The organism is Pseudomonas sp. IzPS59, assembly GCF_014863505.1.
GTDB classification, from domain to species: Bacteria; Pseudomonadota; Gammaproteobacteria; order Pseudomonadales; family Pseudomonadaceae; genus Aquipseudomonas; species Aquipseudomonas kribbensis.
The window spans coordinates 4,470,235-4,493,870 of record NZ_CP062251.1 but is presented as its reverse complement, the minus strand read 5'-3'; the positions used below and the strand labels follow the sequence as shown (position 1 = coordinate 4,493,870).

20 protein-coding genes are annotated in these 23,636 nt (G+C 59.9%); 14 read left to right on the top strand and 6 right to left on the bottom strand.

Annotated elements, in window-relative coordinates; all coding sequences use genetic code 11:
- Positions 1-147: 147 nt before the first annotated feature.
- From IF189_RS20100 to fabF, 5 genes are all read left to right on the top strand, one after another.
- Positions 148-2,727: a hypothetical protein gene (locus IF189_RS20100; protein WP_134827689.1), complete on the top strand. Its 2,580-nt coding sequence runs from the start codon at positions 148-150 to the stop codon at positions 2,725-2,727.
- Between the two features lie 294 nt (positions 2,728-3,021).
- A complete protein-coding gene (locus IF189_RS20095) occupies positions 3,022-5,016 on the top strand; it encodes a polysaccharide biosynthesis protein (RefSeq protein ID WP_134827688.1) in 1,995 nt (664 codons plus the stop codon).
- 111 nt (positions 5,017-5,127) lie between these two features.
- Positions 5,128-5,463 carry a ComEA family DNA-binding protein gene (locus tag IF189_RS20090; protein WP_134827687.1) on the top strand — a complete coding sequence of 112 codons (336 nt, stop codon included), beginning with the start codon at positions 5,128-5,130 and terminating at the stop codon, positions 5,461-5,463.
- Between the two features lie 213 nt (positions 5,464-5,676).
- Positions 5,677-6,471: an SDR family NAD(P)-dependent oxidoreductase gene (locus tag IF189_RS20085; protein ID WP_134827686.1), complete on the top strand. Its 795-nt coding sequence runs from the start codon at positions 5,677-5,679 to the stop codon at positions 6,469-6,471.
- A gap of 25 nt (positions 6,472-6,496) precedes the next feature.
- Complete coding sequence (gene fabF / locus IF189_RS20080; RefSeq protein WP_192552154.1) at positions 6,497-7,771, top strand: beta-ketoacyl-ACP synthase II; 1,275 nt, start codon at positions 6,497-6,499, stop codon at positions 7,769-7,771.
- Here fabF and IF189_RS20075 read toward each other — a convergent pair.
- The 3 genes from IF189_RS20075 to eat form a co-directional block, all read right to left on the bottom strand.
- The gene (locus IF189_RS20075; RefSeq protein WP_192552153.1) at positions 7,768-8,325 is read right to left on the bottom strand and encodes a TetR/AcrR family transcriptional regulator; all 558 of its coding nucleotides are present in this window, start codon (positions 8,323-8,325) and stop codon (positions 7,768-7,770) included. The two genes, fabF and IF189_RS20075, sit on opposite strands and share 4 nt — an antisense overlap.
- Before the next feature lie 137 nt (positions 8,326-8,462).
- Positions 8,463-8,630 (bottom strand): DUF2897 family protein, encoded by a 168-nt coding sequence (locus IF189_RS20070; RefSeq protein WP_065257130.1) that lies wholly within the window; start codon positions 8,628-8,630, stop codon positions 8,463-8,465.
- A 118-nt stretch (positions 8,631-8,748) separates the two neighbouring features.
- Positions 8,749-10,113, bottom strand: coding sequence for an ethanolamine permease (eat, locus tag IF189_RS20065; protein WP_192552152.1), 1,365 nt, complete (start codon positions 10,111-10,113; stop codon positions 8,749-8,751).
- Positions 10,114-10,415: 302 nt separating this feature from the next.
- Between eat and kdpF the strand changes: the two genes are divergently transcribed.
- The 6 genes from kdpF to IF189_RS20035 are packed head-to-tail and all read left to right on the top strand — an operon-like array spanning position 10,416 to position 18,315.
- Entirely contained in the window at positions 10,416-10,505 is a 90-nt protein-coding gene (gene kdpF / locus IF189_RS20060; protein ID WP_007899818.1) for a K(+)-transporting ATPase subunit F, read from the top strand.
- Between the two features lie 8 nt (positions 10,506-10,513).
- Entirely contained in the window at positions 10,514-12,208 is a 1,695-nt protein-coding gene (kdpA, locus tag IF189_RS20055; protein ID WP_192552151.1) for a potassium-transporting ATPase subunit KdpA, read from the top strand.
- A 10-nt stretch (positions 12,209-12,218) separates the two neighbouring features.
- Complete coding sequence (gene kdpB / locus IF189_RS20050) at positions 12,219-14,285, top strand: potassium-transporting ATPase subunit KdpB (protein ID WP_192552150.1); 2,067 nt, start codon at positions 12,219-12,221, stop codon at positions 14,283-14,285.
- Between the two features lie 57 nt (positions 14,286-14,342).
- Entirely contained in the window at positions 14,343-14,888 is a 546-nt protein-coding gene (gene kdpC, locus IF189_RS20045) for a potassium-transporting ATPase subunit KdpC (protein WP_192552149.1), read from the top strand.
- Between the two features lie 28 nt (positions 14,889-14,916).
- Entirely contained in the window at positions 14,917-17,568 is a 2,652-nt protein-coding gene (locus IF189_RS20040; RefSeq protein ID WP_192552148.1) for a sensor histidine kinase, read from the top strand.
- 48 nt (positions 17,569-17,616) lie between these two features.
- Complete coding sequence (locus IF189_RS20035; RefSeq protein ID WP_192552147.1) at positions 17,617-18,315, top strand: response regulator; 699 nt, start codon at positions 17,617-17,619, stop codon at positions 18,313-18,315.
- Here the strand turns inward: IF189_RS20035 and IF189_RS20030 are convergent.
- Positions 18,312-19,349: a patatin-like phospholipase family protein gene (locus IF189_RS20030; protein WP_192552146.1), complete on the bottom strand. Its 1,038-nt coding sequence runs from the start codon at positions 19,347-19,349 to the stop codon at positions 18,312-18,314. The genes IF189_RS20035 and IF189_RS20030 overlap by 4 nt on opposite strands.
- Before the next feature lie 218 nt (positions 19,350-19,567).
- On the opposite strand from IF189_RS20030, the gene IF189_RS20025 reads away from it, so the two are divergent.
- The 3 genes from IF189_RS20025 to IF189_RS20015 all read left to right on the top strand — a co-directional run bounded on the left by IF189_RS20025 (position 19,568) and on the right by IF189_RS20015 (position 21,607).
- Positions 19,568-19,846 (top strand): hypothetical protein, encoded by a 279-nt coding sequence (locus IF189_RS20025; RefSeq protein ID WP_041069470.1) that lies wholly within the window; start codon positions 19,568-19,570, stop codon positions 19,844-19,846.
- Between the two features lie 77 nt (positions 19,847-19,923).
- The gene (locus IF189_RS20020; protein ID WP_192552145.1) at positions 19,924-20,691 is read left to right on the top strand and encodes a CHAD domain-containing protein; all 768 of its coding nucleotides are present in this window, start codon (positions 19,924-19,926) and stop codon (positions 20,689-20,691) included.
- 121 nt (positions 20,692-20,812) lie between these two features.
- On the top strand, positions 20,813-21,607 hold the full coding sequence (locus tag IF189_RS20015) for an acyl-CoA thioesterase (RefSeq protein WP_134827677.1): 795 nt from the start codon (positions 20,813-20,815) through the stop codon (positions 21,605-21,607).
- A gap of 1 nt (position 21,608) precedes the next feature.
- Here the strand turns inward: IF189_RS20015 and IF189_RS20010 are convergent, their stop codons facing one another.
- Positions 21,609-21,974, bottom strand: coding sequence for an Mpo1-like protein (locus IF189_RS20010; protein ID WP_119429646.1), 366 nt, complete (start codon positions 21,972-21,974; stop codon positions 21,609-21,611).
- 120 nt (positions 21,975-22,094) lie between these two features.
- On the bottom strand, positions 22,095-23,576 hold the full coding sequence (locus IF189_RS20005) for a methyl-accepting chemotaxis protein (RefSeq protein WP_192552144.1): 1,482 nt from the start codon (positions 23,574-23,576) through the stop codon (positions 22,095-22,097).
- Between the last annotated feature and the right edge of the window lie 60 nt (positions 23,577-23,636).

Here is a 23,636-nt window from a genome sequence, read left to right as displayed (position 1 = left end):
CTCGGCTTGACGAGGGGTAAGTATGTGCAGGACTGTAGATGGGCAAGGCGCCAGGGGGAGCAGTGCATCTCGCTTTTTTTACCCTGCTACTGTATTTTGCAAGCGCTTTTTTCCAGATTCCTAAAAATCAAGAGTTTGTCTTTGTTTATGAATGCTTTTTTCCGTTCTGACCTATTCCAGAAAAAAACATTTGCAGAATATTTTCGCAGTCTCCTGATCCTGACGGTCTTTTTTAGTTTTATTGTTTTTTTTACTCCGGTCAGTAAGCCTGTTGTAAATATAGAGATGATCTCCAGTGTTTCTGGAGTGTCTCAGTTGTTTTTTAATGATGGGAATGGCTACAGCGAAGATAACTCCGTGAAAGGAGTTGTGAATGCCGGCAAGAACAGGCTGGCGTATCCGCTTTCAATTCAGGCATCCCCAGTTCGTTGGGATCCGCTGAATTCTCCGGGCACTATCGAGGTGCTTGATACCGATATCTCGGTGTTGGGGATGAGTTTTCTGTCAGGGGCGATGACCTTCAAGGCCCTTAATCAGATTGAAAGCATAGACAATCTTTCTGGAAAAACTGTAATTCGTATACAGGAAAATGCTGATGATCCTGAGCTTGAAATGACTTTTGCAGTCGAGCAGGTGAGTAAGATCAGAATAATGCTCAGTGTGCTGTGTGGGTTTGTCGTTTCGACTGTTGTCCTGGTTCTGTTTCATTTTGCCAGAGATGTCAAAGCGCTGCTTGACAAGCTTCCAGCGTGGTTTTATGTGGTTGGTTTGTTAGCGCTTCTGAATATGTATGTTTTTTATGATCATCTGTTCGGGCAGAGCGTTTTTCCTTGGGACTTCTCCCTGACTTATCATGCGATACCGAATTACTGGCTGACTTCCTTGCAGGCGGGGCAATTCCCTTCGTGGGTTCCATTCCAGGGGATGGGTTATCCGCTATTGATGAACATGCAGTCCGGCCTTTTTTATCCGCCGAACTACGTTTTCTATATCTTTAATATTCCCTACACATTGCATGCGGCAGTTGTTTTTCAAGTCGTGCATGTGTTTTTTGCCGGGCTTGGCGCTTACGTTCTGTTGCGCAAGTCGGGCCAGGATGTCCTTGCTTCGGTAATCGGAAGTGTTGCCTACAACCTGTTCGGCGGTTTCTTTTGCAATTCTGAACATCTGGATATCGTGCGCAGTTTCGCATTCCTGCCGTGGATTTTTGCAGGCCTGGTAGACCTTATGCGAAACGGGGTGAAACCCTTCCCGTTGATTGTCCTGCCCGTTTTGTTGCTGTTTCAGTGGACGGGTGGCTACCCGGGATCTTCGATCAGCATCGTCTTCATTTCTTTTGTGTTCATTTTTGCATCGGCTATCGCCAAAGAATGCTCATGGAAACATTTCATCATTGGCGCAGGGCTCATGATGAGTGGGGTGCTGATGGCATCCCCGGCCTTCTTTCCGGTTCTGATGTTGAAGGGGGAGATAGCCCGATCAGCCGAAGCGGGTAGTCTGGCCAAGACGTTTATCGCCCCGGTGAATCTGCTCAGCCTGATTCAGCGAATTGATTTCCCCGGGTTGCCGGGTGACGTATCGATGCGCTCGTTGCACGTATTGATCATTCCTTTTGTGTTCATTTTTTTCATGAGCGTGAAAGTGTTCAAGCGCAATGTGGGAATGACGGCCGTTGCCGTGTGCGCTTTGTTTATGGGCATGGGAGGGTGGTTTTTCGACGCGGTTACCAAGTTGTTCCCACCGCTGGGATATAGCCGTTTTCCAAGCGCGGACTATCGTGGATTCATCGCCCTGGCGCTCATATATTTCGCCATGCTCGGTTATCGGGAGTACAAGGCAAGCCCTGTCGGTATCGTCAAAGACCGACTGGTCAGGTTTGCACTTTTTGGCGTGTTGGGCTACTTCGTCGTTGACCCGTTGTTGGTGAATCAGGACGCGTTTGTCTTTTCCCTCGTTACAATGCTTCTGGTGATCGTGGCGCTGTGTGTTCATCGATTCAGGTTGAATCCGGCCGTTGTTTTCATCTTGTTTTTCTCAATCCAGGTGATTGATTTCATACGTGTCGAAGACGGGCAAGCCTATTGGGATAATCCTTCCATTTCCGGTGTGCATGCGGAAAAATTCGGCGCATTGCAAACCCCCGCGCCATTGCTCGCGCAGAGAATTCGGGGTGTCGATTCGCGCGCAGAGCGCAGCGATGAGTTCACAGGTCAGGACTTTGGCTATCAAGGCTATTTGACCGGCATTTATATGGTCGGTGACTATTCAGGTCCAATGCAGTTTCTCCGGCAGAGATACATAGTCGGCAATCCTGATTTGTTGAAGTTTGCCAAAAAGGCCTGGGCGCCGGTTTACTTCAAAGGGCAGCCCGATGCACAGGAAGCGATTGCAGCTATCAATAGCGGTGCAGATGCAACAAGCGATCGGGTGCAGCTCACGTTGTACAAGCCCAATCAGATTGAATATGACGTCAAATCCGCCTCCGGGTTTGGTTTCCTGGAAAATGAGACTTACTTTCCCGGTTGGACCATGACGGTTAATGACGGGATACAGGTAACCGCAAAAGATGTTCATGGCTTCCGATACTGGGAGATGCCGGCCGGGACATACAAGGCGGTGGCAAAGTTCAATATGCCTTATTTCCGTTCGGCTGTTTTTCTGGCTGTTTTCGGATTGCTGGCGTACTTGGTGGGTGTCGGCGGCTTACTCATTTTTCGGAAAAAATAGCTCGGCTCTTCAATTCCATCTGTAAGATTTCTACGCCTGCGGGGTGGCAAACTCCCCGCAGGCGTTTTTCTCCGATCAACGGCATCAAAAAATGCCGTCCCTCAGAATACTTGCTGTCAAGCCGAATTGCCCCCACGCAGAGCTGTAAGCCGCGCACAGTCGAACGGCAACGGGCCACGTGTCGATTTGTCGGTCGGGTTTTGCTAGTGTTTTTTCTGTAACCCGGATCTTTTACTCCGTACAATGCGTCAGCCGGTTCAACCAACGGAGTAGGTCAGATTGGTACGAGGGAATATGGGAAAACTACGCGTATTTTTGCTGGCGCTGCCCCGCAGGCAAAAACGGTTGATTCAAGTGCTGACGGATATTGTCCTTGTTTGGGCCGCACTGTGGATGGCGTTTATCGTGCGTCTTGGCGTTGATGAGATGGTCAACCCGATAAAGGTGCATCTGTGGCTCTTCGTTTGCGCCCCGGTCGTGGCTATTCCCTTGTTCATTCGCTTCGGCATGTACCGTGCCGTCATGCGATATTTCGGCAATGATGCGCTTGTTGCGATCATCAAAGCGGTCAGCTTGTCTTCGTTGATTCTTGCGTTGGTGGTCTATTGGTACAGCAACCATGAAACCGTTGTGCCTCGGTCGATCATTTTCAATTACTGGTGGTTGAGTCTGGTCATTATCGGTGGGCTGCGCTTGCTGATGCGCCAGTACTTCATGGGTGACTGGTTCAATGCTGCCCAGCACGTACCGTTCACCAATCGCGATGATGGTCTGACGAAGGTGGCCATCTACGGTGCCGGTGTGGCAGGTAACCAGTTGGTGGCTGCATTGCGCATGGGGCGGGTCATGCGGCCTGTTGCCTTCATCGATGATGATTCAAGCATCGCCGATAGGGCAATTTCCGGGTTGCAGGTCTACAAGCCCAAACATATCCAACAGATGATTGATGTTACCGGGGCGCAGGAAATCCTCCTGGCCCTTCCATCATCTACACGTGCCCGGCGCCGGGAAATTCTGCACCTGCTTGAAGGTTTTCCCCTGCATGTGCGCAGCGTGCCGAACTTCACTGATCTTGCCAGCGGTCGTGTGAAGGTCGAAGACATTCAGGAAGTCGATATTGCCGACTTGCTCGGTCGCGACGCGGTGCCGGCTCAGGCTGATCTGCTGGAGCGCTGTATCAAAGGCAAGACCGTGATGGTGACCGGGGCGGGCGGGTCCATCGGTTCTGAACTGTGCCGGCAGATCTTTTCCCTGCAGCCGACCACGCTGCTGTTGTTTGAACACAGCGAGTTCAATCTCTACAGCATTCTCTCGGAGCTGGAGCAGCGTGGCTGTCGTGAGTCCGTTCCGGTCAGGCTTTTGCCGATCCTCGGGTCGATCCGTCATCAGGACAAGCTGCTCGACGTGATGAAGACGTGGAAGGTCGATACGGTTTACCACGCGGCAGCTTATAAACATGTGCCGATGGTTGAGCACAATATCGCTGAGGGCGTTCTGAATAATGTTATTGGCACCCTCAATACGGCTCAGGCGGCGCTGAAATCCGGCGTAGCGAACTTCGTATTGATTTCGACCGACAAGGCCGTACGCCCGACTAATGTCATGGGCAGCACCAAGCGCCTGGCCGAACTGACGCTTCAGGCTTTGAGTCGTGAGATTGCCCCCGTATTGTTTGGCGACAACTCCAATGTCTCCCGAGTGAACAAGACACGCTTCACCATGGTGCGTTTCGGAAACGTACTGGGTTCGTCCGGCTCGGTGATTCCGCTGTTTCACAGCCAGATCAAGTCGGGCGGACCGTTGACGGTCACTCATCCGAAGATCACCCGCTACTTCATGACCATTCCGGAAGCCGCGCAGCTGGTAATCCAGGCCGGTTCGATGGGGCAGGGTGGGGATGTCTTCGTTCTGGATATGGGCGAGCCGGTCAGAATCGTCGAGCTGGCGGAGAAAATGATTCATCTCTCCGGTTTGAGCATTCGCTCGGATCGCAATCCACACGGTGATATCTCCATTGAGTTCACCGGTTTGCGCCCTGGTGAAAAGCTGTACGAAGAACTGCTGATTGGCGACAACGTCGCGGCGACTCCTCACCCGATGATCATGACGGCCAACGAAGATCACCTCCCATGGGATGTGCTGAAGGCCAGATTGAGCGAGCTGCTTGTTGCAGTCGAAAAAGACGATTATTCGCGTGTCCGTCAACTTCTGCGTGAAACCGTCAGCGGCTACACCCCCGACGGCGAGATCGTTGACTGGATCTTCCAGCAACGCCGGCTTGAGCCCTGATTGTTTCACATGCTGTAACGTACACATTTTTGACTTATGCCCATCGTGACCTAAGTTTGGGGAGCAGCTTCGGAAAAGCTGCTTTCTCAAATCATGATGGAGCGTCACTTTATGCGTACCGGATACTTCTACTCTCTGATTTTTGCCCTGCTCACCAGCGCCTCGATTGGCGCGATTGCCGCGCCTGCCGCCACTCCTGAGCTGCCAAAGGCGCCCGTTGTGACGGAGGTGGCAGCTCCTTCTTCGAAGGAAAAAATCGATCTCAATGAAGCAGACGCGACAACCTTGCAGAAGGAGCTGGCCGGGGTCGGTGAAGCCAAGGCTAAAGCGATTGTTGCATATCGTGAGACAAACGGGCCGTTCGCATCAGTGGATGAGTTGCTTGAAGTGAAGGGTATCGGCAAGGCAATTCTGGATCGCAATCGTGAAAAGCTGGAAGTGAACTAAGCTGGATTTTCGAAAGCATGAGGCCGGTCATTGACCGGCCTTTTTTGTTTCGTTGGTGCGCGAACGGTCAGCAAGGTAAGGAGGACGCTCATCGGCGGAGAAAAATTACGGCTATCATATCTCGTTTGGATTATGCCTATAATAAATTGTCGCCTCTGATCGCTTGTCCACTCAGTGGCCTTTTTCATTTCGAGCATTTTCAGGAGTACTGGCATGAAATCCGCTGAATCCCAAGGTACGGCTCTTGTCACCGGCGCTTCATCCGGCATCGGTGCGATCTACGCCGAGCGCCTGGCTGCGCGCGGTTTTGATTTGCTGTTGGTGGCCCGTGATCAGGAACGTCTGGAAATCGCAGCGGGTCAGTTGCGCGATGCGCATGGCATTCAGGTGGAGGTCCTCAAAGCGGATCTGACACAGAAGGACGAAGTATTCAAACTTGAACAGCGTCTGCGCGACGATTCGAGCATCAGCCTGCTGGTGAACAATGCCGGGGTGGCCGCCAACGGTCTGCTGGCCAATGCAGATCTCGATCAAATGGAGCGGCTGATCCAGCTGAACATTACTGCTGTCACGCGTCTTTCCGCTGCCGCCGCCGACAGTTTCGCCAGGGCCGGTCGTGGCACGATCATCAATATCGCCTCAGTGGTGGCATTGTTTCCTGAGCGTTTCAACGCCACCTACAGTGCCAGTAAGGCCTATGTGCTGAGTCTGACCCAATCGCTCGATGCCGAACTTCAGGGCGCCGGTGTCAAGGTGCAGGCCGTTTTGCCAGGCGTCACCCGCACGGAAATCTGGGAACGCTCGGGAATCGACGCCAGCGGGATTCCGGCTGAAATGGTCATGGAAGCCGGCGAAATGGTGGATGCAGCGCTGGCCGGTCTGGATCAGGGCGAACTCATCACGATCCCGTCCCTGCCGGATGCAGCTGACTGGCATGCATTCACCGCTGCGCGGCATGTCCTGGCGCCGAACCTGTCCCATCGTTCGGCTGCCAGCCGCTACAAGTAAGACTTTCGAAGCGAGGTAATGCGATATGAATCAACGTCGAATAGTCGTGACGGGCATGGGCCTGGTTTCACCCTTGGGCAGCGGCGTCGAAGTCGTCTGGCAGCGTTTGCTCGCCGGGCGCTCGGGTTTGAGCAAGCTGCCGGACGAAGTCAGCGCTGATTTGCCAACAAGTGTCGGTGGCAGGGTGCCGACGCTGGAGGAGGATGCCGAGGCCGGATTTGATCCGGATCGCGCTACGCCGCCCAAAGAGCAGAAGAAGATGGACCGCTTCATTCTGTTTGCCATGGAAGCGGCCCGGCAAGCGCTGGAGCAGGCTGGCTGGCACCCCTCCGAAGCCCGGGATCAGGAACGCACAGCGACGATCATCGGTTCCGGTGTCGGCGGTTTCGGTGCGATTGCCGATGCGGTGCGTACCACGGACACCCGTGGCCCGCGACGTCTGTCGCCATTCACCATTCCCTCGTTTCTGGTCAATCTGGCGGCGGGGCATGTGTCGATCAAGCATGGTCTCAAAGGGCCGCTTGGCGCTCCGGTAACAGCTTGTGCCGCTGGCGTTCAGGCGATTGGCGATGCGGCGCGGCTGATTCGAGCAGGTGAAGCGGACGTGGCAGTGTGCGGGGGGGCGGAAGCGGCGATTGATCGGGTCAGCCTGGCCGGATTCGCTGCAGCACGGGCACTGTCCAGTGGCTATAACGAAACTCCCCAGCGCGCCTCGCGCCCTTTCGACAGCGGTCGCGACGGTTTCGTCATGGGTGAGGGCGCCGGTCTGCTGGTGATCGAATCACTGGAGCATGCCTTGGCGCGTGGTGCGCAGCCATTGGCAGAGCTGGTCGGGTATGGCACCAGCGCCGATGCCTATCACCTGACTGCCGGGCCGGAGGATGGAAATGGTGCGCGAAGAGCGATGACCCTGGCCTTGAAGCAGGCGGGAGTAGAACCCGCTCAGGTACAGCATCTGAACGCCCATGCCACCTCTACGCCGGTTGGCGACCTTGGTGAGCTGGCGGCCATCAAGAGTGTGTTCGGCGAGGAAAACCGGATCGCCGTAACGTCGACCAAGTCCTCCATCGGACATTTGCTTGGCGCTGCTGGCGGGGTTGAGGCCATTTTCACTTTGTTGGCAATTCGCGACCAGAGGGTGCCGCCGACGCTCAACTTCGATCATCCCGATCCTGCAAGCGATGGTGTGGATGTCGTCCATGGAGAAGCAAGGTCAATGTCGATCGAGTACGCGTTGTCCAACGGATTCGGCTTTGGCGGAGTAAATGCCAGTGTTCTGTTCAAGCGATGGCAGGCTTAGCCTTTTGAGTGCTTGAGGTGCTCGCGGGCGACATCGAGAATGCGTTGCGCAAACTCGCTGTCAGCGACACTGCGTGATAGCAGGAGTGCTCCAACCAGTGTCGACATGATGACGATAGCCTGGTCGGCACTGCTCTCGCCTTCAAGCGTATTTTCAATTTGCGCCAGTCGCGCATTGAGCACCGTATCACTTGTGGGGCTGGGTTGTCCGCGCAGGCCCAGCTCCGAAGAAATGGTCAGCAATGGGCAACCCTCATGAGGGGAGGTTTGATGCCATTCGGAAAGGTAGGTATCTATGAATGCTTCCAGAGGCTGCTCTTGCGCAAAGAGCTCGGCGCACAGGCCATCAACCTGATTTCCGGCCTCTTGCAGCGCCTTTTCTACCAGTTCGTCCTTGGACTTGAAGTGCGAATAGAAACCGCCATGGGTCAAGCCAAGCGCTTTCATCAAAGGTTGCAGCCCGGTGGCTCCGATACCGTCCTTGCGGAATCGTGCAGAGGCTTCTTTGATGATGCGCTGGTGGGTCTGGGCTTTGTGATCCTGCGAGTAACGCATTTCTTCTCTCCGCGACAAGACCGCTATCTTAACCACGGATAGTTAAATGGTGATTGTACTTCTACTTCTAAAAAACTTGCGGGTAAGACCAACAGATCAGAAGAACAAACCCCGCCGATTCAGGCGGGGTTTTTCGTTCAACGGTCCTGCGCGTCCTTGATGTCCGCTTCGGCATTGCGCTCGGCAACGCGTTGACGTTGTTCTTCGGTCAGTTCGACCTTGTTGGCGGTGTCGCGCAGCATCATCAGACCCCCCACGATCGAGCCGATTGCAACGACCAGAATCAACCAGGCATACCAGGGCATAGCGGCTCTCCTTAATGGCAGGTCGCCGGGCGAGGATTTCGCCGGCGATGCTGCTTACCACGTTTGAGCGATGGGAAATCGCAGTGGTTCCATTCTAGGCCGGTTATGCCCGGTGCGGTTAAAGCCCGGTCAACATGGCGTCCGCCGGAGCATTAGCGCGCAATTGTCCGGTGAGTAAAAAGTAGCCGAAGCCGACGGCCATGAACCCCAGGAAAATCAGGCCGATCAGCGCGTTGAACCAGGCCATCGCTACCAGGCACACCATCGCCAATACCAGCGCGATAAACGGGATCAGCGGATAGCACGGCGCGCGGAAAGTCCTTTCCAGATTCGGTTCGCTTCTGCGCAGCTTGAACAGACTGAGCATGCTCATGATGTACATCACGATGGCGCCGAACACGGCCATGGTGATCATTGCGGCTGTGAGGGTCATACCGCCGAGATTGATCAGGCCGTCGCTGTAAATGGCGGCAATGCCGATGATTCCACCGGCGATGATCGCCCGGTGCGGGGTCTGGAAGCGCGACAGTTTCGCCAGCGAGGCGGGCAGGTAACCGGCGCGGGCGAGGGCGAAGAACTGCCGCGAGTAGCCAAGAATGATCCCGTGGAAACTCGCCACCAGCCCGAACAGACCGATCCAGACCAGCATGTGCAGCCAGCCGGAGTTGTCGCCGACCACCGCTTTCATCGCCTGTGGCAGCGGGTCGTTGATGTTCGACAGGGTGCGCCAGTCGCCGACGCCGCCGGCAAAGAACATCACGCCCATCGCCAGCAGTACCAGAGTCAGGATGCCGCTGATGTAAGCCTTGGGAATCGTGCGTTTCGGGTCCTTGGCTTCTTCTGCCGCCATGGCCGCGCCTTCGATGGCGAGGAAGAACCAGATCGCAAACGGGATCGCCGCGAACATCCCGGCAATCGCCGGTGCGCCGAAAACGTCCGAGCCGGCCCAGCCATTCAACGCGAAATTGCTGAAACTGAAGGCCGGGGCGACCACACCCATGAACACCAGCAACTCGGCGACGGCCAGCACGCAGACGATCAGCTCAAAGGTCGCGGCCAGTTTCACACCAAGAATGTTCAGGCCCATGAAGACGATGTACGCGCCGACCGCCGCGTGTTTCGGATCGAGGGCTGGAAACTGCACATTCAGATAGGCGCCAATCGCCAGCGCAATCGCCGGTGGGGCGAAGACAAATTCGATCAGCGTCGCCAGGCCTGCGATCAATCCGCCTTTTTCACCGAACGCCCGGCGACTGTAGGCAAACGGCCCGCCCGCGTGCGGAATCGCCGTGGTCAGTTCGGTGAAGCTGAAAATGAAGCAGGTGTACATGGTCGCGACCATGAACGAGGTCACCAGAAAGCCCAGTGTTCCGGCGACACCCCAGCCATAGCTCCAGCCGAAATACTCCCCGGAAATCACCAGCCCTACCGCAATGCCCCACAGGTGCAGTGTGCCCAGCGTGGGTTTGAGTTGTGTGTTCATGCGTTTGCTCCCTGAACGGTTTGGAAAGCTCGGGGAAGGGCGCGTGCAGTGGGCGTGCCATTTTGTATTGGCGGGTCGCAATGGGCTGAAAGCTGTCGTATCGGGGATGTTCGCGACTCGATAGCCACATTTCTGTGCGCCAGTCAGGTGCGTCGGCCATCGGGAGCAGTCGTAAAGAAGGCATAAACCCACTCTTTACGCATTCTTTATGCCCCGCCCGCACCCTCGGTCTCGTTCCTTTACAGCCTCCTTTCCGACAATGCCTCCACACGCGGCAATACGCCGTAACACGGAGATCTTCCATGAGCGTTCTGGACGGGGTGTCCCTGCTGCTGGCAGTGGGGCTGTTCATTTATCTGTTGGTTGCGCTGTTGCGCGCGGACCGGAACTAGGAGCGGCTATGCACAGTTATGACTATTGGCAGATCCTCGCGTTTTTCGCGTTGGTGTTGCTGCCGGCGCCGTTCCTCGGGCGCTTCTACTACAAGGTGATGGAAGGTCAGCGCACCTGGCTGACGCCGATTCTTGGTCCGGTCGAGCGCGGCTGTTACCGCATTGCCGGGGTCGATCCGCAGGCCGAACAGAGCTGGCAGAAGTACACGCTGGCGCTGCTGGCGTTCAACCTCGCGGGGTTCCTGTTGCTGTTCGCGATCCTGTTGTTCCAGGATCACCTGCCACTGAACCCGCAAAACCTGCCGGGCCAGGAGTGGACCCAGGCGTTCAACACCGCCGTCAGCTTCATGACCAACACCAACTGGCAGTCCTACAGCGGTGAAGCGACCCTCAGCTACCTGAGCCAGATGGTCGGCCTGACCGTGCAGAACTTTGTCAGCGCCGCCACCGGCCTCGCCGTGCTCGTTGCGTTGTGCCGTGGCATCGGGCGCAAATCCACCAAGACCCTGGGCAACTTCTGGGCCGACATGACCCGCGCCACCCTCTACGGTCTGCTGCCGCTGTGCCTGCTGCTGGCGCTGTATCTGGTGTGGCAGGGCGTGCCGCAGACCTTCGCGCAATACGTGAATGCGGTGACTCTGCAAGGCGTCGATCAGGTGATCCCGCTCGGCCCCGCAGCCAGCCAGATTGCGATCAAGCAACTGGGTACCAACGGTGGTGGTTTCTTCGGCGTCAACTCGGCGCATCCGTTCGAGAACCCGACTGCGTGGAGCAACCTGTTCGAAGTCACTTCGATCATCCTGATCCCGGTGGCGCTGGTGTTCACCTTCGGTCACTACGTCAAAGACCTGCGTCAGAGCCGCGCCATCATCGGTTGCATGCTCGCGCTGTTCCTGATCGGCGGCGCTACGTCGATGTGGGCCGAGTATCAGCCGAACCCGGCCCTGAACAACGTGGCTGTCGAACAGACTGCGCCGCTGGAAGGCAAGGAATCGCGCTTCGGCACCACCGCCACCGTGCTCTGGTCGGTGACCACCACTGCCGCCTCGAACGGTTCGGTCAACGGCATGCATGACAGCCTCAACCCGCTCAGCGGCATGGTGGCGCTGGTCAACATGATGGTCGGCGAAGTGATCTTCGGCGGCGTCGGTGCCGGGCTCTACGGCATGTTGCTGAACGTGCTGATCGCGGTGTTCCTCGCCGGCCTGATGATCGGCCGCACCCCGGAATACCTTGGCAAGAAACTCCAGGCCCGCGAAGTGCAACTGCTGGTCGTGACCTTGCTGGTGATGCCGGTCGGCGTGCTGGTGCTGGGCGCGATTGCCGCTGCCCTGCCTGGCCCTGCGGCCACCATCAGCAACCCCGGCCCCCATGGTTTCAGCCAGTTGCTGTACGCCTACACCTCGGCCAGTGCCAACAACGGTTCGGCGTTCGGTGGCCTGAGTGCCAACACCCCGTTCCACAACCTGATGCTGGGCCTCGGCATGTTGATCGGTCGCTTCGGCTACATCCTCCCGGTACTGGCCCTGGCCGGCAGCCTGGCGATGAAGAAAACCGCGCCGATCGGCCAGAACAGCTTCCCGACCCACGGCCCGCTGTTCGTGACCCTGTTGACCGTGACCATTTTGCTGGTGGGCGGCCTGACCTTCTTGCCGACCCTGGCGCTCGGCCCGATTGCCGAACACCTGAGCATGGGCTTCTAAGGAATCCATCATGAATATGCATGTTCCAGCTTCAAAACCTGCGGTAGCTGCCAAGTCGGCAGAAGCGCCCAAAACCGCGATCAGCGCCCTGTGGCGTCCGGCGCTGGTGCAAGCGTTCGTCAAGCTCGACCCGCGTCAACTGGTGCGCTCGCCAGTGATGCTGGTGGTCGAACTGACGGCGATCTTCACCACCGTGTTGTGCTTCATTCCGGACAACGTCGTGCCGACCTTCGTCGCGGCGCAAATTGCCCTGTGGCTGTGGTTCACCGTGCTGTTCGCCAACTTCGCCGAAGCACTGGCCGAAGGTCGCGGCAAGGCCCGCGCCGACAGCCTCAAGGCCGGCAGCGAAGGCCTGAGCGCCCGACGCAAACTGGCCAACGGCAGCTTCCAGGTGGTGCCCGCCGCCAGCCTGCGCAAGGGCGATGTGGTGCGCGTTGAAGCCGGGGAGATGATCCCCGGTGACGGCGAGGTCATCGAAGGCATCGCGGCGGTCAACGAAGCGGCGATTACCGGTGAATCGGCTCCCGTGATCCGTGAATCCGGCGGCGACCGTTCCGCCGTCACCGGCAATACGCGACTGGTGTCCGACTGGTTGCTGGTGAAGATCACCGCCAACCCCGGCGAGTCGACTCTGGACCGCATGATCGCGCTGGTCGAAGGCGCCAAACGCCAGAAGACCCCGAACGAAGTGGCGCTGGACATCCTGCTGATCGGCCTGACCCTGATCTTCCTGCTGGTGGTCGTGACCCTGCAACCGTTCGCCCACTTCGCCAACGGTAGCCTGCCGCTGGTATTCCTGGTGGCGCTGTTGGTGACGCTGATTCCGACCACCATCGGCGGCCTGCTGTCGGCCATCGGTATCGCCGGGATGGATCGTCTGGTGCGTCTGAACGTAATCGCCAAGTCTGGTCGTGCAGTGGAAGCGGCGGGTGACGTGCACGTGCTGCTGCTGGACAAGACCGGAACCATCACCTTCGGCAACCGTCGCTGCAGCGCGGTGTATGCCGCGCCGGGTGTGAATGCCCGTGAACTGGCCGAAGGCGCGCTGTTCGCCTCACTGGCCGACGAAACCGCCGAAGGCAAGTCCATCGTCGAGTACCTGCGCGGCTCCAATCCGCAGCCGGAACCCGCACCTGAAACGTTGATTGCCGTACCGTTCAGCGCCGAAACCCGCTTGTCCGGCGTCGACTATCAGGGCCGTGTATTCCGCAAGGGCGCGGTGGATTCGCTGCTGGCGTTCCTCGGTCAACAACGCAAGGATCTGGCGCCGGCGCTGTCCCGTGAAATCGACAAGATCGCCCAGAGCGGCGGCACGCCGTTGTTGGTCTGCGCCGACGGCAAACTGCTCGGTGCGATTCATCTGAAAGACGTGGTCAAGCCGGGCATCCGCGAGCGTTTCGCCGAGCTGCGCAAACTGGGGATTCGCACGGTGATGGTCACCGGCGACAACCCGCTGACCGCCGCCGCGATTGCCGCTGAAGCAGGTGTGGATGACGTGCTGGCCGAAGCCACACCGGAGAAAAAACTCGCCCGCATTCGTCACGAGCAGAACGACGGTCGTCTGGTCGCGATGTGCGGCGATGGCGCCAACGATGCCCCGGCGCTGGCCCAGGCTGACGTCGGCATGGCGATGAACGACGGCACTCAGGCGGCACGCGAAGCGGCCAACATGGTCGACCTCGACAGCGACCCGACCAAGCTGCTGGACGTGGTGCAGATCGGCAAGGAATTGCTGGTGACCCGCGGTGCGCTGACGACCTTTTCCATCGCCAACGACGTGGCCAAGTACTTCGCGATCCTGCCGGCGCTGTTCGCTGCGATCTACCCGCAACTGGGCGTGCTGAACATCATGCACTTGAGCAGCCCGCAGAGCGCGATCCTCTCGGCCATCGTCTTTAACGCTTTGATCATTGTCGTGCTGATTCCGCTGGCCCTGCGCGGCGTGCGAGTGCAGGCGGCGAGTGCGGCAGCGCTGCTGCGACGCAATCTGCTGATCTATGGCCTGGGCGGGATTCTGGTGCCGTTCGTGGGGATCAAGGCGATCGACATGCTGCTGACGGCGTTGCATTTGGTTTGAACCTGAACAGCGGTGTGCCGGGCACACCGCTTCAAGCACGAATTCGAGGATTCCGAAATGTCCACAATGTTACGTCCGGCCCTGAGCCTGCTGGTGCTGATGACCCTGGTTACCGGCGTTGCCTATCCACTGGTGGTGACTGGCGTTGCCCAGGTCGCCTTCCCCGAACAGGCCAATGGCAGCCTGGTGCGCGACGCCGAAGGCAAGGTGCGCGGCTCGTCGCTGATCGCTCAGGATTTTGTCGGCGATGCGTGGTTTCATCCACGTCCGTCGGCCGGTGCCTTTGCGACTGTTTCCAGTAGCGCGAGCAACCTGGCGCCGAGCAATCCGGCGCTGGCCACTCGAGTGATCGATGACGCCAACAAGCTGCTGGTGCCCGGTCAGGGCCCGGTGCCGCTGGCGCTGCTGACTACGTCCGGCAGCGGTCTCGATCCGCACTTGCCACCGGCGGCGATTGCCTATCAACTGGCGCGTGTCGCCCACGCGCGCAACTTGCCGGTGGCGACCTTGCAGCAGTTGCTCGACGCGCACATCGAACAGCCGCTGGTGGGCCCGCCGGTGGTTAATGTGTTGGCGTTGAACATGGCGCTGGAAAAGCTGTAATGAATCCTTCAGGAAGAGAGCTTCAAGCATGAGTGACTCCGGCCGCGCCGACGCGCTGTTAGCAGAACTGCCCCGCGACGGACGCGGCCGGCTCAAGGTTTTTCTCGGCGCCGCGCCGGGCGTAGGCAAGACCTTCGCCATGCTGCAGGCCGCCCATAGCCAGCTGCGCCAGGGCGTGAAAGTCATCGCCGGTGTGGTCGAAACCCACGGCCGTGCCGAAACCGAAGCGTTGCTCGGCGGCTTGCCGCAACTGCCGCTGGTGCGTTCGGAATACCGCGGCGTGACGCTGGAGGAAATGGACCTCGACGGCCTGCTCGCCGCCAAACCCAAACTGGTGCTGGTCGACGAACTCGCCCACAGCAACGCCCCCGGCAGTCGCCACGCCAAACGCTGGCAGGACATTCAGGAACTGCTCGCCGCCGGCATCGACGTCTACACCACGGTCAACGTCCAGCACCTTGAAAGCCTCAACGATCAAGTGCGCGGCATCACCGGGGTGCTGGTGCGCGAAACCCTGCCGGACTGGGTGCTGCAGGAAGCCTACGAACTGCTGCTGATCGACCTGCCGCCCCGGGAACTGCTCGAGCGCTTGCGCGAAGGCAAAGTCTACGTGCCGGAGCAGGCCCGGGCCGCGATCGATGCGTTTTTCACTCAGACCAACCTCACCGCGTTGCGGGAACTGGCGATGCAGACCGCTGCGGCGCAGGTCGACAACGATCTGGCCCAGGGCTACCGCAAGCTCGGCCAGGCCGCGCCGGCAGTGCGTGGTCGGCTGCTGGTCGGGGTCGATGGCAATGCCGATGCCGAACGATTGGTGCGTCACGCCAGCCGTGTCGCCCAGCGCCGGCATTTGCCGTGGAGCCTGGTGCACGTCGACAACGGCAGCGTGCGCGACGAGCAATCACGTCTGCGCCTGCAAGGCGCCCAGCAACTGGCCGAACGCCTCGGCGGTGAAGTGGTGCTGCTGCGGGCCGGCGAAGTGGCGAAGACCCTGATTCAGCATGCAACCGAGCGCCGGGCCAGTCTGGTGCTGGTCGGCCAGTCGCGGCCGAGCCTGCGTCGACGGCTGTTCGGCGGTGGACTGGCGGCGCGTCTGTTGCGTCAGTCCCACGGCCTGGAAATCAACGTGCTGGACAGCGATCACGAGCAGCACGCGCCACGTCTGCGGACGGCGCCGACGCTGGTGTGGTTCGACTATGCGCTGGCGCTGGTGGCGACCATTCTGGCCAGTGCACTGGCGTGGGCGGTGTCCAGCGTATTGCCGCTGCCGAACATCTCGCTGGTGTTCCTCGCGGCGGTGTTGCTGGTGGCGGTGCGCAGCAGTCTCGGGCCTTCGCTGGCCTGTGCGGCGCTGTCGTTTCTGACCTACGACTTTCTGTTCATTCCGCCGAATTTTTCCTTTGCCATCCAGCGTGAAGAAGACGTGCTGACCTTGCTGTTCTTCCTGCTGATGGCGGCGCTCACCGGCAATCTGGCGGCGCGCCAGCGTCGGCAATTGCAGGCGTTGCGCGATACCCAGGAAGAGACCACCGAGCTGCTCGATCTGTCGCGCAAACTCACCGCCGCTACCGACCGGCAGGCCGTGGTCAGCGCCGCTGCCCAGCACCTCAATGGCTGGAGTGATCTGCAACTGTGCCTGCTCAACCGCGACGGGCAGGGTGGCTGGAAAGTCGAGACCGGCGGGCCGTTGCAGTTTACTGACTCCGAACGCGCCGCCGCCGACTGGGCCTGGCAACACGATCAACCGGCGGGCATGGGCACCGGCACGCTGCCATTCGGGCGTTGGTGGTGGTGGCCGCTGTCGGTGGAAGACGGGCCGTTGGCGCTGCTCGGTGTGTGTGCCAAAGAAGGCCAGACCTTGAGCGGCCAGCGTCGTCGCTTGCTGACCGCGCTGAGCCAGCCACTGGCTCAGGCACTGGCCCGGGCGCAACTGGCCGATGATCTGGAAGCCGCGCGCCTGCACGGTGAAACCGAACAACTGCGCAGTGCCTTGCTCGCCTCGGTGTCCCACGATCTGCGCACGCCGCTGACCTCGATGCGCGGCAGCATCGACAGCCTGCTGGCCCTCGGCGAAGCGATCCCGCTGGAGGATCGTCGCGAATTGCTCGAAGGCACCCGCGATGAAGCCGAGCGTCTCGACCGTTACATTCAGAACCTGCTGGACATGACTCGCCTCGGTCACGGTGCCCTGAAACTGGCGCGGGACTGGGTGTCACCAGCGGATATCGTCGGCAGCGCGCTCAATCGTCTGCGGGCGGTGCTGTCATCGTTGCAAGTGAGCACCGATGTACCGGCCGAGTTGCCGCTGCTGTTCGTGCATGCCGCGTTGATCGAGCAGGCGCTGGTGAATGTGCTGGAGAACGCTGCGCGATTCTCACCGTCCCACGGCCGTCTGCAATTGCGTGCCGGGGCGGATGACAGCGAGGTGTTTTTCTCCGTCAGCGATGAAGGGCCGGGGATTCCCGTCGATGAGCGGGCGAAGATTTTCGACATGTTCTACACCGCCGCCCGAGGCGATCGTGGCGGGCAGGGCACCGGCCTGGGGCTGGCGATCTGTCAGGGCATGGTTGGCGCCCATGGTGGGCGGATCAGTGTCGGCGACGGCATCGACGGACACGGCACCTGCATCACCCTGCACCTGCCTTTGCAGGCGCAACCGGGGATGGACGGTGAAGCCTGATCCGCGCTGCGCTACTCTCTTGCCAATCTTTTGTGTTGATGTGAACTCATGACTCAGACCGCGACCATTTTGGTCATCGACGATGAACCGCAGATCCGCAAGTTCCTGCGCATCAGCCTCGCCTCGCAAGGCTACAAAGTGCTGGAGGCCGGCACCGGCGCCGAGGGGCTGGCCCAGGCGGCGTTGAACAAGCCCGACCTGCTGGTGCTCGACCTCGGCCTGCCGGACATGGACGGCCAGCAAGTCCTGCGCGAGTTTCGCGAGTGGGCCACAGCCCCGGTGCTGGTGCTGTCGGTGCGCGCCAGCGAAGGGCAGAAAGTCCAGGCGCTGGATGGCGGCGCCAATGATTACGTGACCAAGCCGTTCGGCATTCAGGAATTTCTCGCCCGGGTGCGAGCATTGTTGCGTCAGGCGCCGACCGGTGAAGCGCAGCAAGCGGCGTTGGCGTTTGGCCCGCTGACGGTGGATCTGGCCTATCGCCGGGTGCTGCTCGACGGCGTCGAAGTCGCCCTGACCCGCAAGGAATACGCGGTGCTGGCGCAACTGGCACGACATCCGGGACGAGTCATCACTCAGCAACAATTGCTCAAGGACATCTGGGGGCCGACCCACACCGAGGACAGTCACTATCTGCGCATCGTCGTCGGTCATCTGCGGCAGAAACTGGCGGACGATCCGACCCGGCCGCGATTCATCGTGACCGAGGCCGGTGTCGGTTATCGATTGTTGAACGAAAACAGCGTTTAGCTCTGCTCGCTCTCATAGCGATCCAGCGTATCCCGGGCAATTTCGCGGCCCAGTGCGATCAGCTCCGGCGCCTTGTAGAACTCGAAGAACCGGCAGACCCGCTTCGGCACGTTGATCAGGATGTCCGGCGGATACCCGGCGATCTTGTATTGCGCCAGCGAGGTCTGCATCACCTCGAAACTCTGGTTGATCAGGTCCAGCAATGACGCCGGCCCGACGTTATCGACGATGAACGAACCGGTGGCGGACTTCGGTGCGCCGTCGCGCTCGGGAGCGGCGGCCGGTTGCTGGGTTTCGGGCTCTGCGCCTTCGACCCATGGATTGATCTCGGCGGCCTCGGCACGCAGCGCTTCCTGTTCCAGTCGCAGCAGTTGCTCGGCTTGTGTGCGGCGGAACGGCATCTTCGAACCGAGTGAACTGATCAGATTGTCGAAGCGGCTACGAAACGCGGCAGGGCGCTGGATCACCGGCAGTTTGTAATGGCGCTGGTTGGTCGAGTTGAGATTGACCGCGACGATCAGATCGCAGTGGCTCGACACCACCGGCACGATCGGCAACGGATTGAGAATGCCGCCGTCCACCAGCATCCGGTTGCCCTGCATCACCGGGGTGAACAGGCTGGGAATCGCCGCCGAGGCGCGCATCGCCTGATGCAGGCAGCCTTCCTGAAACCAGATTTCCTGCTGGTTGGTGAGGTCGGCGGCCACCGCCGTGTAGGGGATGCGCAGCTCCTCGATGTTGATTTCGCCGACGATCTTGCGGATCTGGCCGAAGACCTTTTCGCCACGGATCGCGCCGAGGCGGAAACTCACGTCCACCAGCCGCAGCACATCGAGGTAATCCAGGCCTTCGATCCAGCGTCGGTACTCGTCGAGCTTGCCGGCGGCGTAGATTCCGCCGACCACCGCCCCCATCGAACAACCGGCAATGCAGGCGATGTCGTAACCACGCCGTTCGATCTCCTCGATGACCCCGATATGGGCATAGCCCCGGGCGCCACCGGAGCCCAGCACCAGTGCGACACGCTTTTTCATCAGACTTCCTCCCCGACAGGTTTCCACAATGCGCCCATCGAGGGCCGGGCTACAATCGTCAGGGTCGTTCGGGGTGGCGCTGGCGTCGTTATTTCGATACTTCATGACCCGCTGGCGTTATCTTTTGCCGTGCGGTGGATTCACGGGGCACAAGGCACTTTTTCACCGCCCCAACGTCTTAATTGCACGACTGTTGACCTATCTTTGAGGTGTAAGTGATGAAAGCCTGGATCTGTGTGCCCTTGATTGCCCTGGCATTGGCCGGTTGCGCCGGCAAGACGGCCTACCGCGACAGCTGCGGCAGCCAGCTCGATGCGGCGTGGCATGAGCTGGATCTGGCCAAGGCCGAGGGTTTTGCCGGTACGGTGAGCTACTCCAAGGCCCTGTCGTTGCTGACGGCGGCCAAGACCCAACAGCAATTCGAAGGCTTCGAGGGTTGCAGCAAAAAAGCCGAGAAGGCGCGTTTCTACATTCGCGAATCCCGTGCCGGGCGCTAAGCTGCTGACGTAGCGCAAGTGCAGGTGCCTTGCGCAGGTACACACTCATGCAGCGCCATTGAATTCAGGAGCAAGTAATGTCTGCGTTGGTTGACCGGTTGGTGGCTCATGTCCTGAGCCTGGAAGTCAGGCTGCTGGCCTGTCAGGCACGTTTGACCGCCCGGACCGACCCTGAGGCACTGCATGATTTGCGAACCACCGTGCGCCGCTTGCGCAGCCTGTTGCGGCCATTGCGCGGCTTGCCCGGTGTCGAGCAACTGGAAGTCGCGGCGGCCGGTGTCGGGCAAGTGACCACGCCATGGCGCGACCGCGAGGTGCTGGCGGCGTACCTGCTTGAACATGGCCAGCCTGAGGCCGCACAGCGGCGCATGGCGCAGATGGCCGAGGCTTATCCGGCATTGGCGGCGAGTGCGGAAGTGGCTTCGCTGCTGATGATCCTCGATGCGTTTCCGCGTTTTCTGCGGGCGTCCCAGCGTCAGGGACTGCTCGACGATCTGGACAAACGCATCGAAAAACGTCTGGGCAAACAATGGAAAAACCTCGACGTGGCGCTGCACGATCCGGCCCACGACCGCCATCGCCTGCGCCTGCTGATCAAGCGTGTGCGTTACGGCATCGAGGCCTATCCCGAACTCGATCGCCTGCCGAAACCAGCGTTGGAGCGTCTGAAGTCCGCACAGGGCGCCCTGGGTGACTGGCACGATTGCTGGCAATGGCTGGCGAAAGCCGAGCAGGAAGCGGACCTGCAACCCTGCGTCGCCACCTGGCAGGCCACCATGGTCAAGGCCGAAAGCAAGGCTGACCGGGTGCTGGAAAAACTCAGCGCCACCTGCTTCAAATCCTGAATCCCTCTACAGCTCGGCGTGGCTGTCTTATCTGTCGGTCTCTTTGACCGGAATGGACGCTGCGCCGCTCTGCCGCGCTGGTTAAGATCCGGTCATTCCCTTTTTCGTGTCCGAGGTTCCCATGCGCTTCTGCGATCTGATCGATGCTGTCCGCCGTCAACCGGAGGTCACCATTCCGGCCGAGTGGGGCCAGGGTCGGGCCAGTTTTGGCGGGTTGGTTGCCGCGCTGCAATTCGAAGTGATGCGCACCAAGGTGCCAGCCGAACGGCCGGTACGTTCGCTGGCGATCACCTTCGTCGGGCCGGTCGAGCCCGAAGTGCCGGTCAGTTTCGAAGTCGAGGTGTTGCGCGAAGGCAAAGCGGTCATTCAGGTGCTGGGACGCGCCGTACAGAACGGCCAGGTGGTGACGATGGTACAAGGCAGCTTCGGTGCTTCGCGCCCGTCGGAAGTGGCGGTTGCAGCCTATCCGGCACCCGAGATGAAACACTGGGACGATTGTCAGGAGCTGCCGTACATCAAAGGCGTGACTCCGGAGTTCATGCGTCATCTGGCGATGCGCTGGAGTGTCGGCGGCATGCCGTTCACCGGCATTCAATCGCGGCTGATGGGTGGCTGGGTGCGTTTGCGTGGGGATGTGAAGGAAGAGCCGGTCAACGAGGCGCATCTGCTGGCGCTGGTCGATGCCTGGCCGCCTGCGCTGTTGCCGTATCTGAAGAAACCGGCACCGGGCAGCACACTGACCTGGACCATCGAATTCGTTCAGCCGTTACGGGAGTTGAGTACGCTGGACTGGTGCCAGTATCTGGCGGACATCGAGTACGCCGCCGACGGTTACGGCCACGTCGCCGCCAAACTGTGGAGCGCCCAGGGTGAACTGATCGCCATGAGCCGGCAGACGGTGACGATCTTCGCCTGACTCAATGCCGGCGGTGACGCTCACGCCAGGCGCGATACCAGCCGCCGCTGAGCAGAAAGCGCGGGAAGGTCAGAAACTGCTCGACCAGCAGGCGCGATACCGCGTCCTTGCGATCACTGAACGGCTCGGAGGCTTGCGCCTCCAGGCTGTGGCCGTGGCGCTGCAGACCCAGCGCCGCGACAATCCCGATCACACCGATGGCTACGCTTGCCAGGCTCAGGCTGAACACGCCCGAGACGATCAGCAGAAACGCGACGATGAACAGCGGCACGGCGATCAGGTGCAGCACCAGATTGGTCGGGTGCTGGTGATTGGCCGGGTACGCGCGCCATTGCCAGGCGGGAAGGTTGGGGTGACGTTTGCCCATGTTGCTGCTCCTCAATCCATGTTCGATTCATGGTTGAAGAATAGGCCCGGGTGGGCAGGGCGGCGAATCAAGGTTGGCTATTGCAGTGATAGGGACAATGGCCATTCCTGATGTTGCCCCCTAGAGCTTCAGCTGACCGATCGCCTTGTTCAATTCCCCGGCCAGCGTCGCCAGCTCATTGCTGGTGGTCGCCGAATCCACGGTCTGCTGCACGGTGTTCTCGGTCACATCACGAATGCTCACCACTGCGCGGTTCATCTCTTCGGCCACCTGGCTCTGCTGTTCCGCCGCTACCGCAATTTGCGTATTGCTCTCGCGCATCTGCGCTACCGCCCCGGTGATTTCCGCCAGCGCCTCGCCGGCCTCCTGGGCCTGCTGCACGCAGTCGTCGGCCTTGTACGAGCTCTCCTGCATGAAATCCACCGCGTCGCGAGTGCCGGCCTGCAACGCCGAGACCATGGTGGTGATTTCATCGGTGGAGGTCTGCACACGTTTGGCGAGGTTGCGTACCTCGTCGGCGACCACCGCGAACCCGCGACCCATTTCCCCGGCACGGGCCGCTTCGATGGCGGCGTTGAGTGCCAGCAGATTGGTTTGTTCGGCGATGCTGTGGATCACGCTGACCACGCCGTTGATTTTCTGGCTGTCCTCCGCCAAGCGCTGGATCATCTCGGCAGTCTGCTGCACACCGCTGGACAGACCGGCTATCGAATGCTGAACGCGGGTGACGACTTGCTGACCGCTGCCGGCCAGGCCGTCGGCAGTCTGCGACAGGTCGCGCGTGGCGCCGGCGTGCTGGGCGATGTGGTAGACGGTGGCGGTCATCTCGTTGATCGCGGTGGCCGCCTGATCGGTTTCGCTCTGCTGGCCGAGCATGCCGTGGCGCACCTCGTTCATGCTCGACGCCAGCCGCGCTGCGCCGACGTCCAGTTGTCGTGCGGTGTTGGCCACGGTGGTGACCACGCGCTGGTAGCCGGCCTGCATCGCGTTGAAGGCATTGGCCATCTGCCCGACTTCGTCCTTGCAGGCCAGCGGCACCCGCGCCGAAAGATCGCCGGTTTTCTCCACGTGCAGCATCACATCCTTGAGCGTGTTGAGCTGGCTGAGCAGAAAGCGGATCAGCAACTGCGAAGCACCGAGCATCGCCAGCATCAGGATGAACACCGCCACCGCGTAGTTGGCGAAGCGTTCGCTGAACACCTGGCTGAGGCTGGGGGCGTAGGCAATCACGGCGACCTGCTGGCCATCGGCACGGCTGAACACCTCGGCGCCGAGCAGCGGGTTTTCGCCGAACAACGGCAAGTGACTGATTTCGATCCAACCGCTGCTGTCGGTGATTTCCAGCAGCGGCTGATCGTTGAGGCGCGGCGCTTCACCGCGTTTGAAGGTCAGCACCAGATCGGATTTGGGCAGCGCCTGTCCGGCCGGCCAGGCCTTGAGCAATTGTGCCTGCGCCTGGGCCGAGGTTTGTGCGGCATGGCTGCGCGCCTGTTGTTCGAGCTGTACGGCGTACAGCACCAATAACAGGGTGGTGACAAAGGCGACCGCGTTGACCGCCCAGAATTTGTATTTCAGCGAGATATTGCTAAGCCAGGCACCCATGGAGGTCTTCTCTGATAGCGGAAACAGTTTTGGCAAGGTGCCATTATTGTGCCGCTACGC

Bases quoted from the DNA above. Each gene is read 5' to 3' on its own strand.
- IF189_RS20100 (WP_134827689.1), top strand. From the start codon at position 148: ATGAATGCTTTTTTCCGTTCTGACCTATTCCAGAAAAAAACATTTGCA.
- IF189_RS20095 (WP_134827688.1), top strand. From the start codon at position 3,022: ATGGGAAAACTACGCGTATTTTTGCTGGCGCTGCCCCGCAGGCAAAAA.
- IF189_RS20090 (WP_134827687.1), top strand. From the start codon at position 5,128: ATGCGTACCGGATACTTCTACTCTCTGATTTTTGCCCTGCTCACCAGC.
- IF189_RS20085 (WP_134827686.1), top strand. From the start codon at position 5,677: ATGAAATCCGCTGAATCCCAAGGTACGGCTCTTGTCACCGGCGCTTCA.
- fabF (WP_192552154.1), top strand. From the start codon at position 6,497: ATGAATCAACGTCGAATAGTCGTGACGGGCATGGGCCTGGTTTCACCC.
- IF189_RS20075 (WP_192552153.1), bottom strand. From the start codon at position 8,325: ATGCGTTACTCGCAGGATCACAAAGCCCAGACCCACCAGCGCATCATC.
- IF189_RS20070 (WP_065257130.1), bottom strand. From the start codon at position 8,630: ATGCCCTGGTATGCCTGGTTGATTCTGGTCGTTGCAATCGGCTCGATC.
- eat (WP_192552152.1), bottom strand. From the start codon at position 10,113: ATGAACACACAACTCAAACCCACGCTGGGCACACTGCACCTGTGGGGC.
- kdpF (WP_007899818.1), top strand. From the start codon at position 10,416: ATGAGCGTTCTGGACGGGGTGTCCCTGCTGCTGGCAGTGGGGCTGTTC.
- kdpA (WP_192552151.1), top strand. From the start codon at position 10,514: ATGCACAGTTATGACTATTGGCAGATCCTCGCGTTTTTCGCGTTGGTG.
- kdpB (WP_192552150.1), top strand. From the start codon at position 12,219: ATGAATATGCATGTTCCAGCTTCAAAACCTGCGGTAGCTGCCAAGTCG.
- kdpC (WP_192552149.1), top strand. From the start codon at position 14,343: ATGTCCACAATGTTACGTCCGGCCCTGAGCCTGCTGGTGCTGATGACC.
- IF189_RS20040 (WP_192552148.1), top strand. From the start codon at position 14,917: ATGAGTGACTCCGGCCGCGCCGACGCGCTGTTAGCAGAACTGCCCCGC.
- IF189_RS20035 (WP_192552147.1), top strand. From the start codon at position 17,617: ATGACTCAGACCGCGACCATTTTGGTCATCGACGATGAACCGCAGATC.
- IF189_RS20030 (WP_192552146.1), bottom strand. From the start codon at position 19,349: ATGAAAAAGCGTGTCGCACTGGTGCTGGGCTCCGGTGGCGCCCGGGGC.
- IF189_RS20025 (WP_041069470.1), top strand. From the start codon at position 19,568: ATGAAAGCCTGGATCTGTGTGCCCTTGATTGCCCTGGCATTGGCCGGT.
- IF189_RS20020 (WP_192552145.1), top strand. From the start codon at position 19,924: ATGTCTGCGTTGGTTGACCGGTTGGTGGCTCATGTCCTGAGCCTGGAA.
- IF189_RS20015 (WP_134827677.1), top strand. From the start codon at position 20,813: ATGCGCTTCTGCGATCTGATCGATGCTGTCCGCCGTCAACCGGAGGTC.
- IF189_RS20010 (WP_119429646.1), bottom strand. From the start codon at position 21,974: ATGGGCAAACGTCACCCCAACCTTCCCGCCTGGCAATGGCGCGCGTAC.
- IF189_RS20005 (WP_192552144.1), bottom strand. From the start codon at position 23,576: ATGGGTGCCTGGCTTAGCAATATCTCGCTGAAATACAAATTCTGGGCG.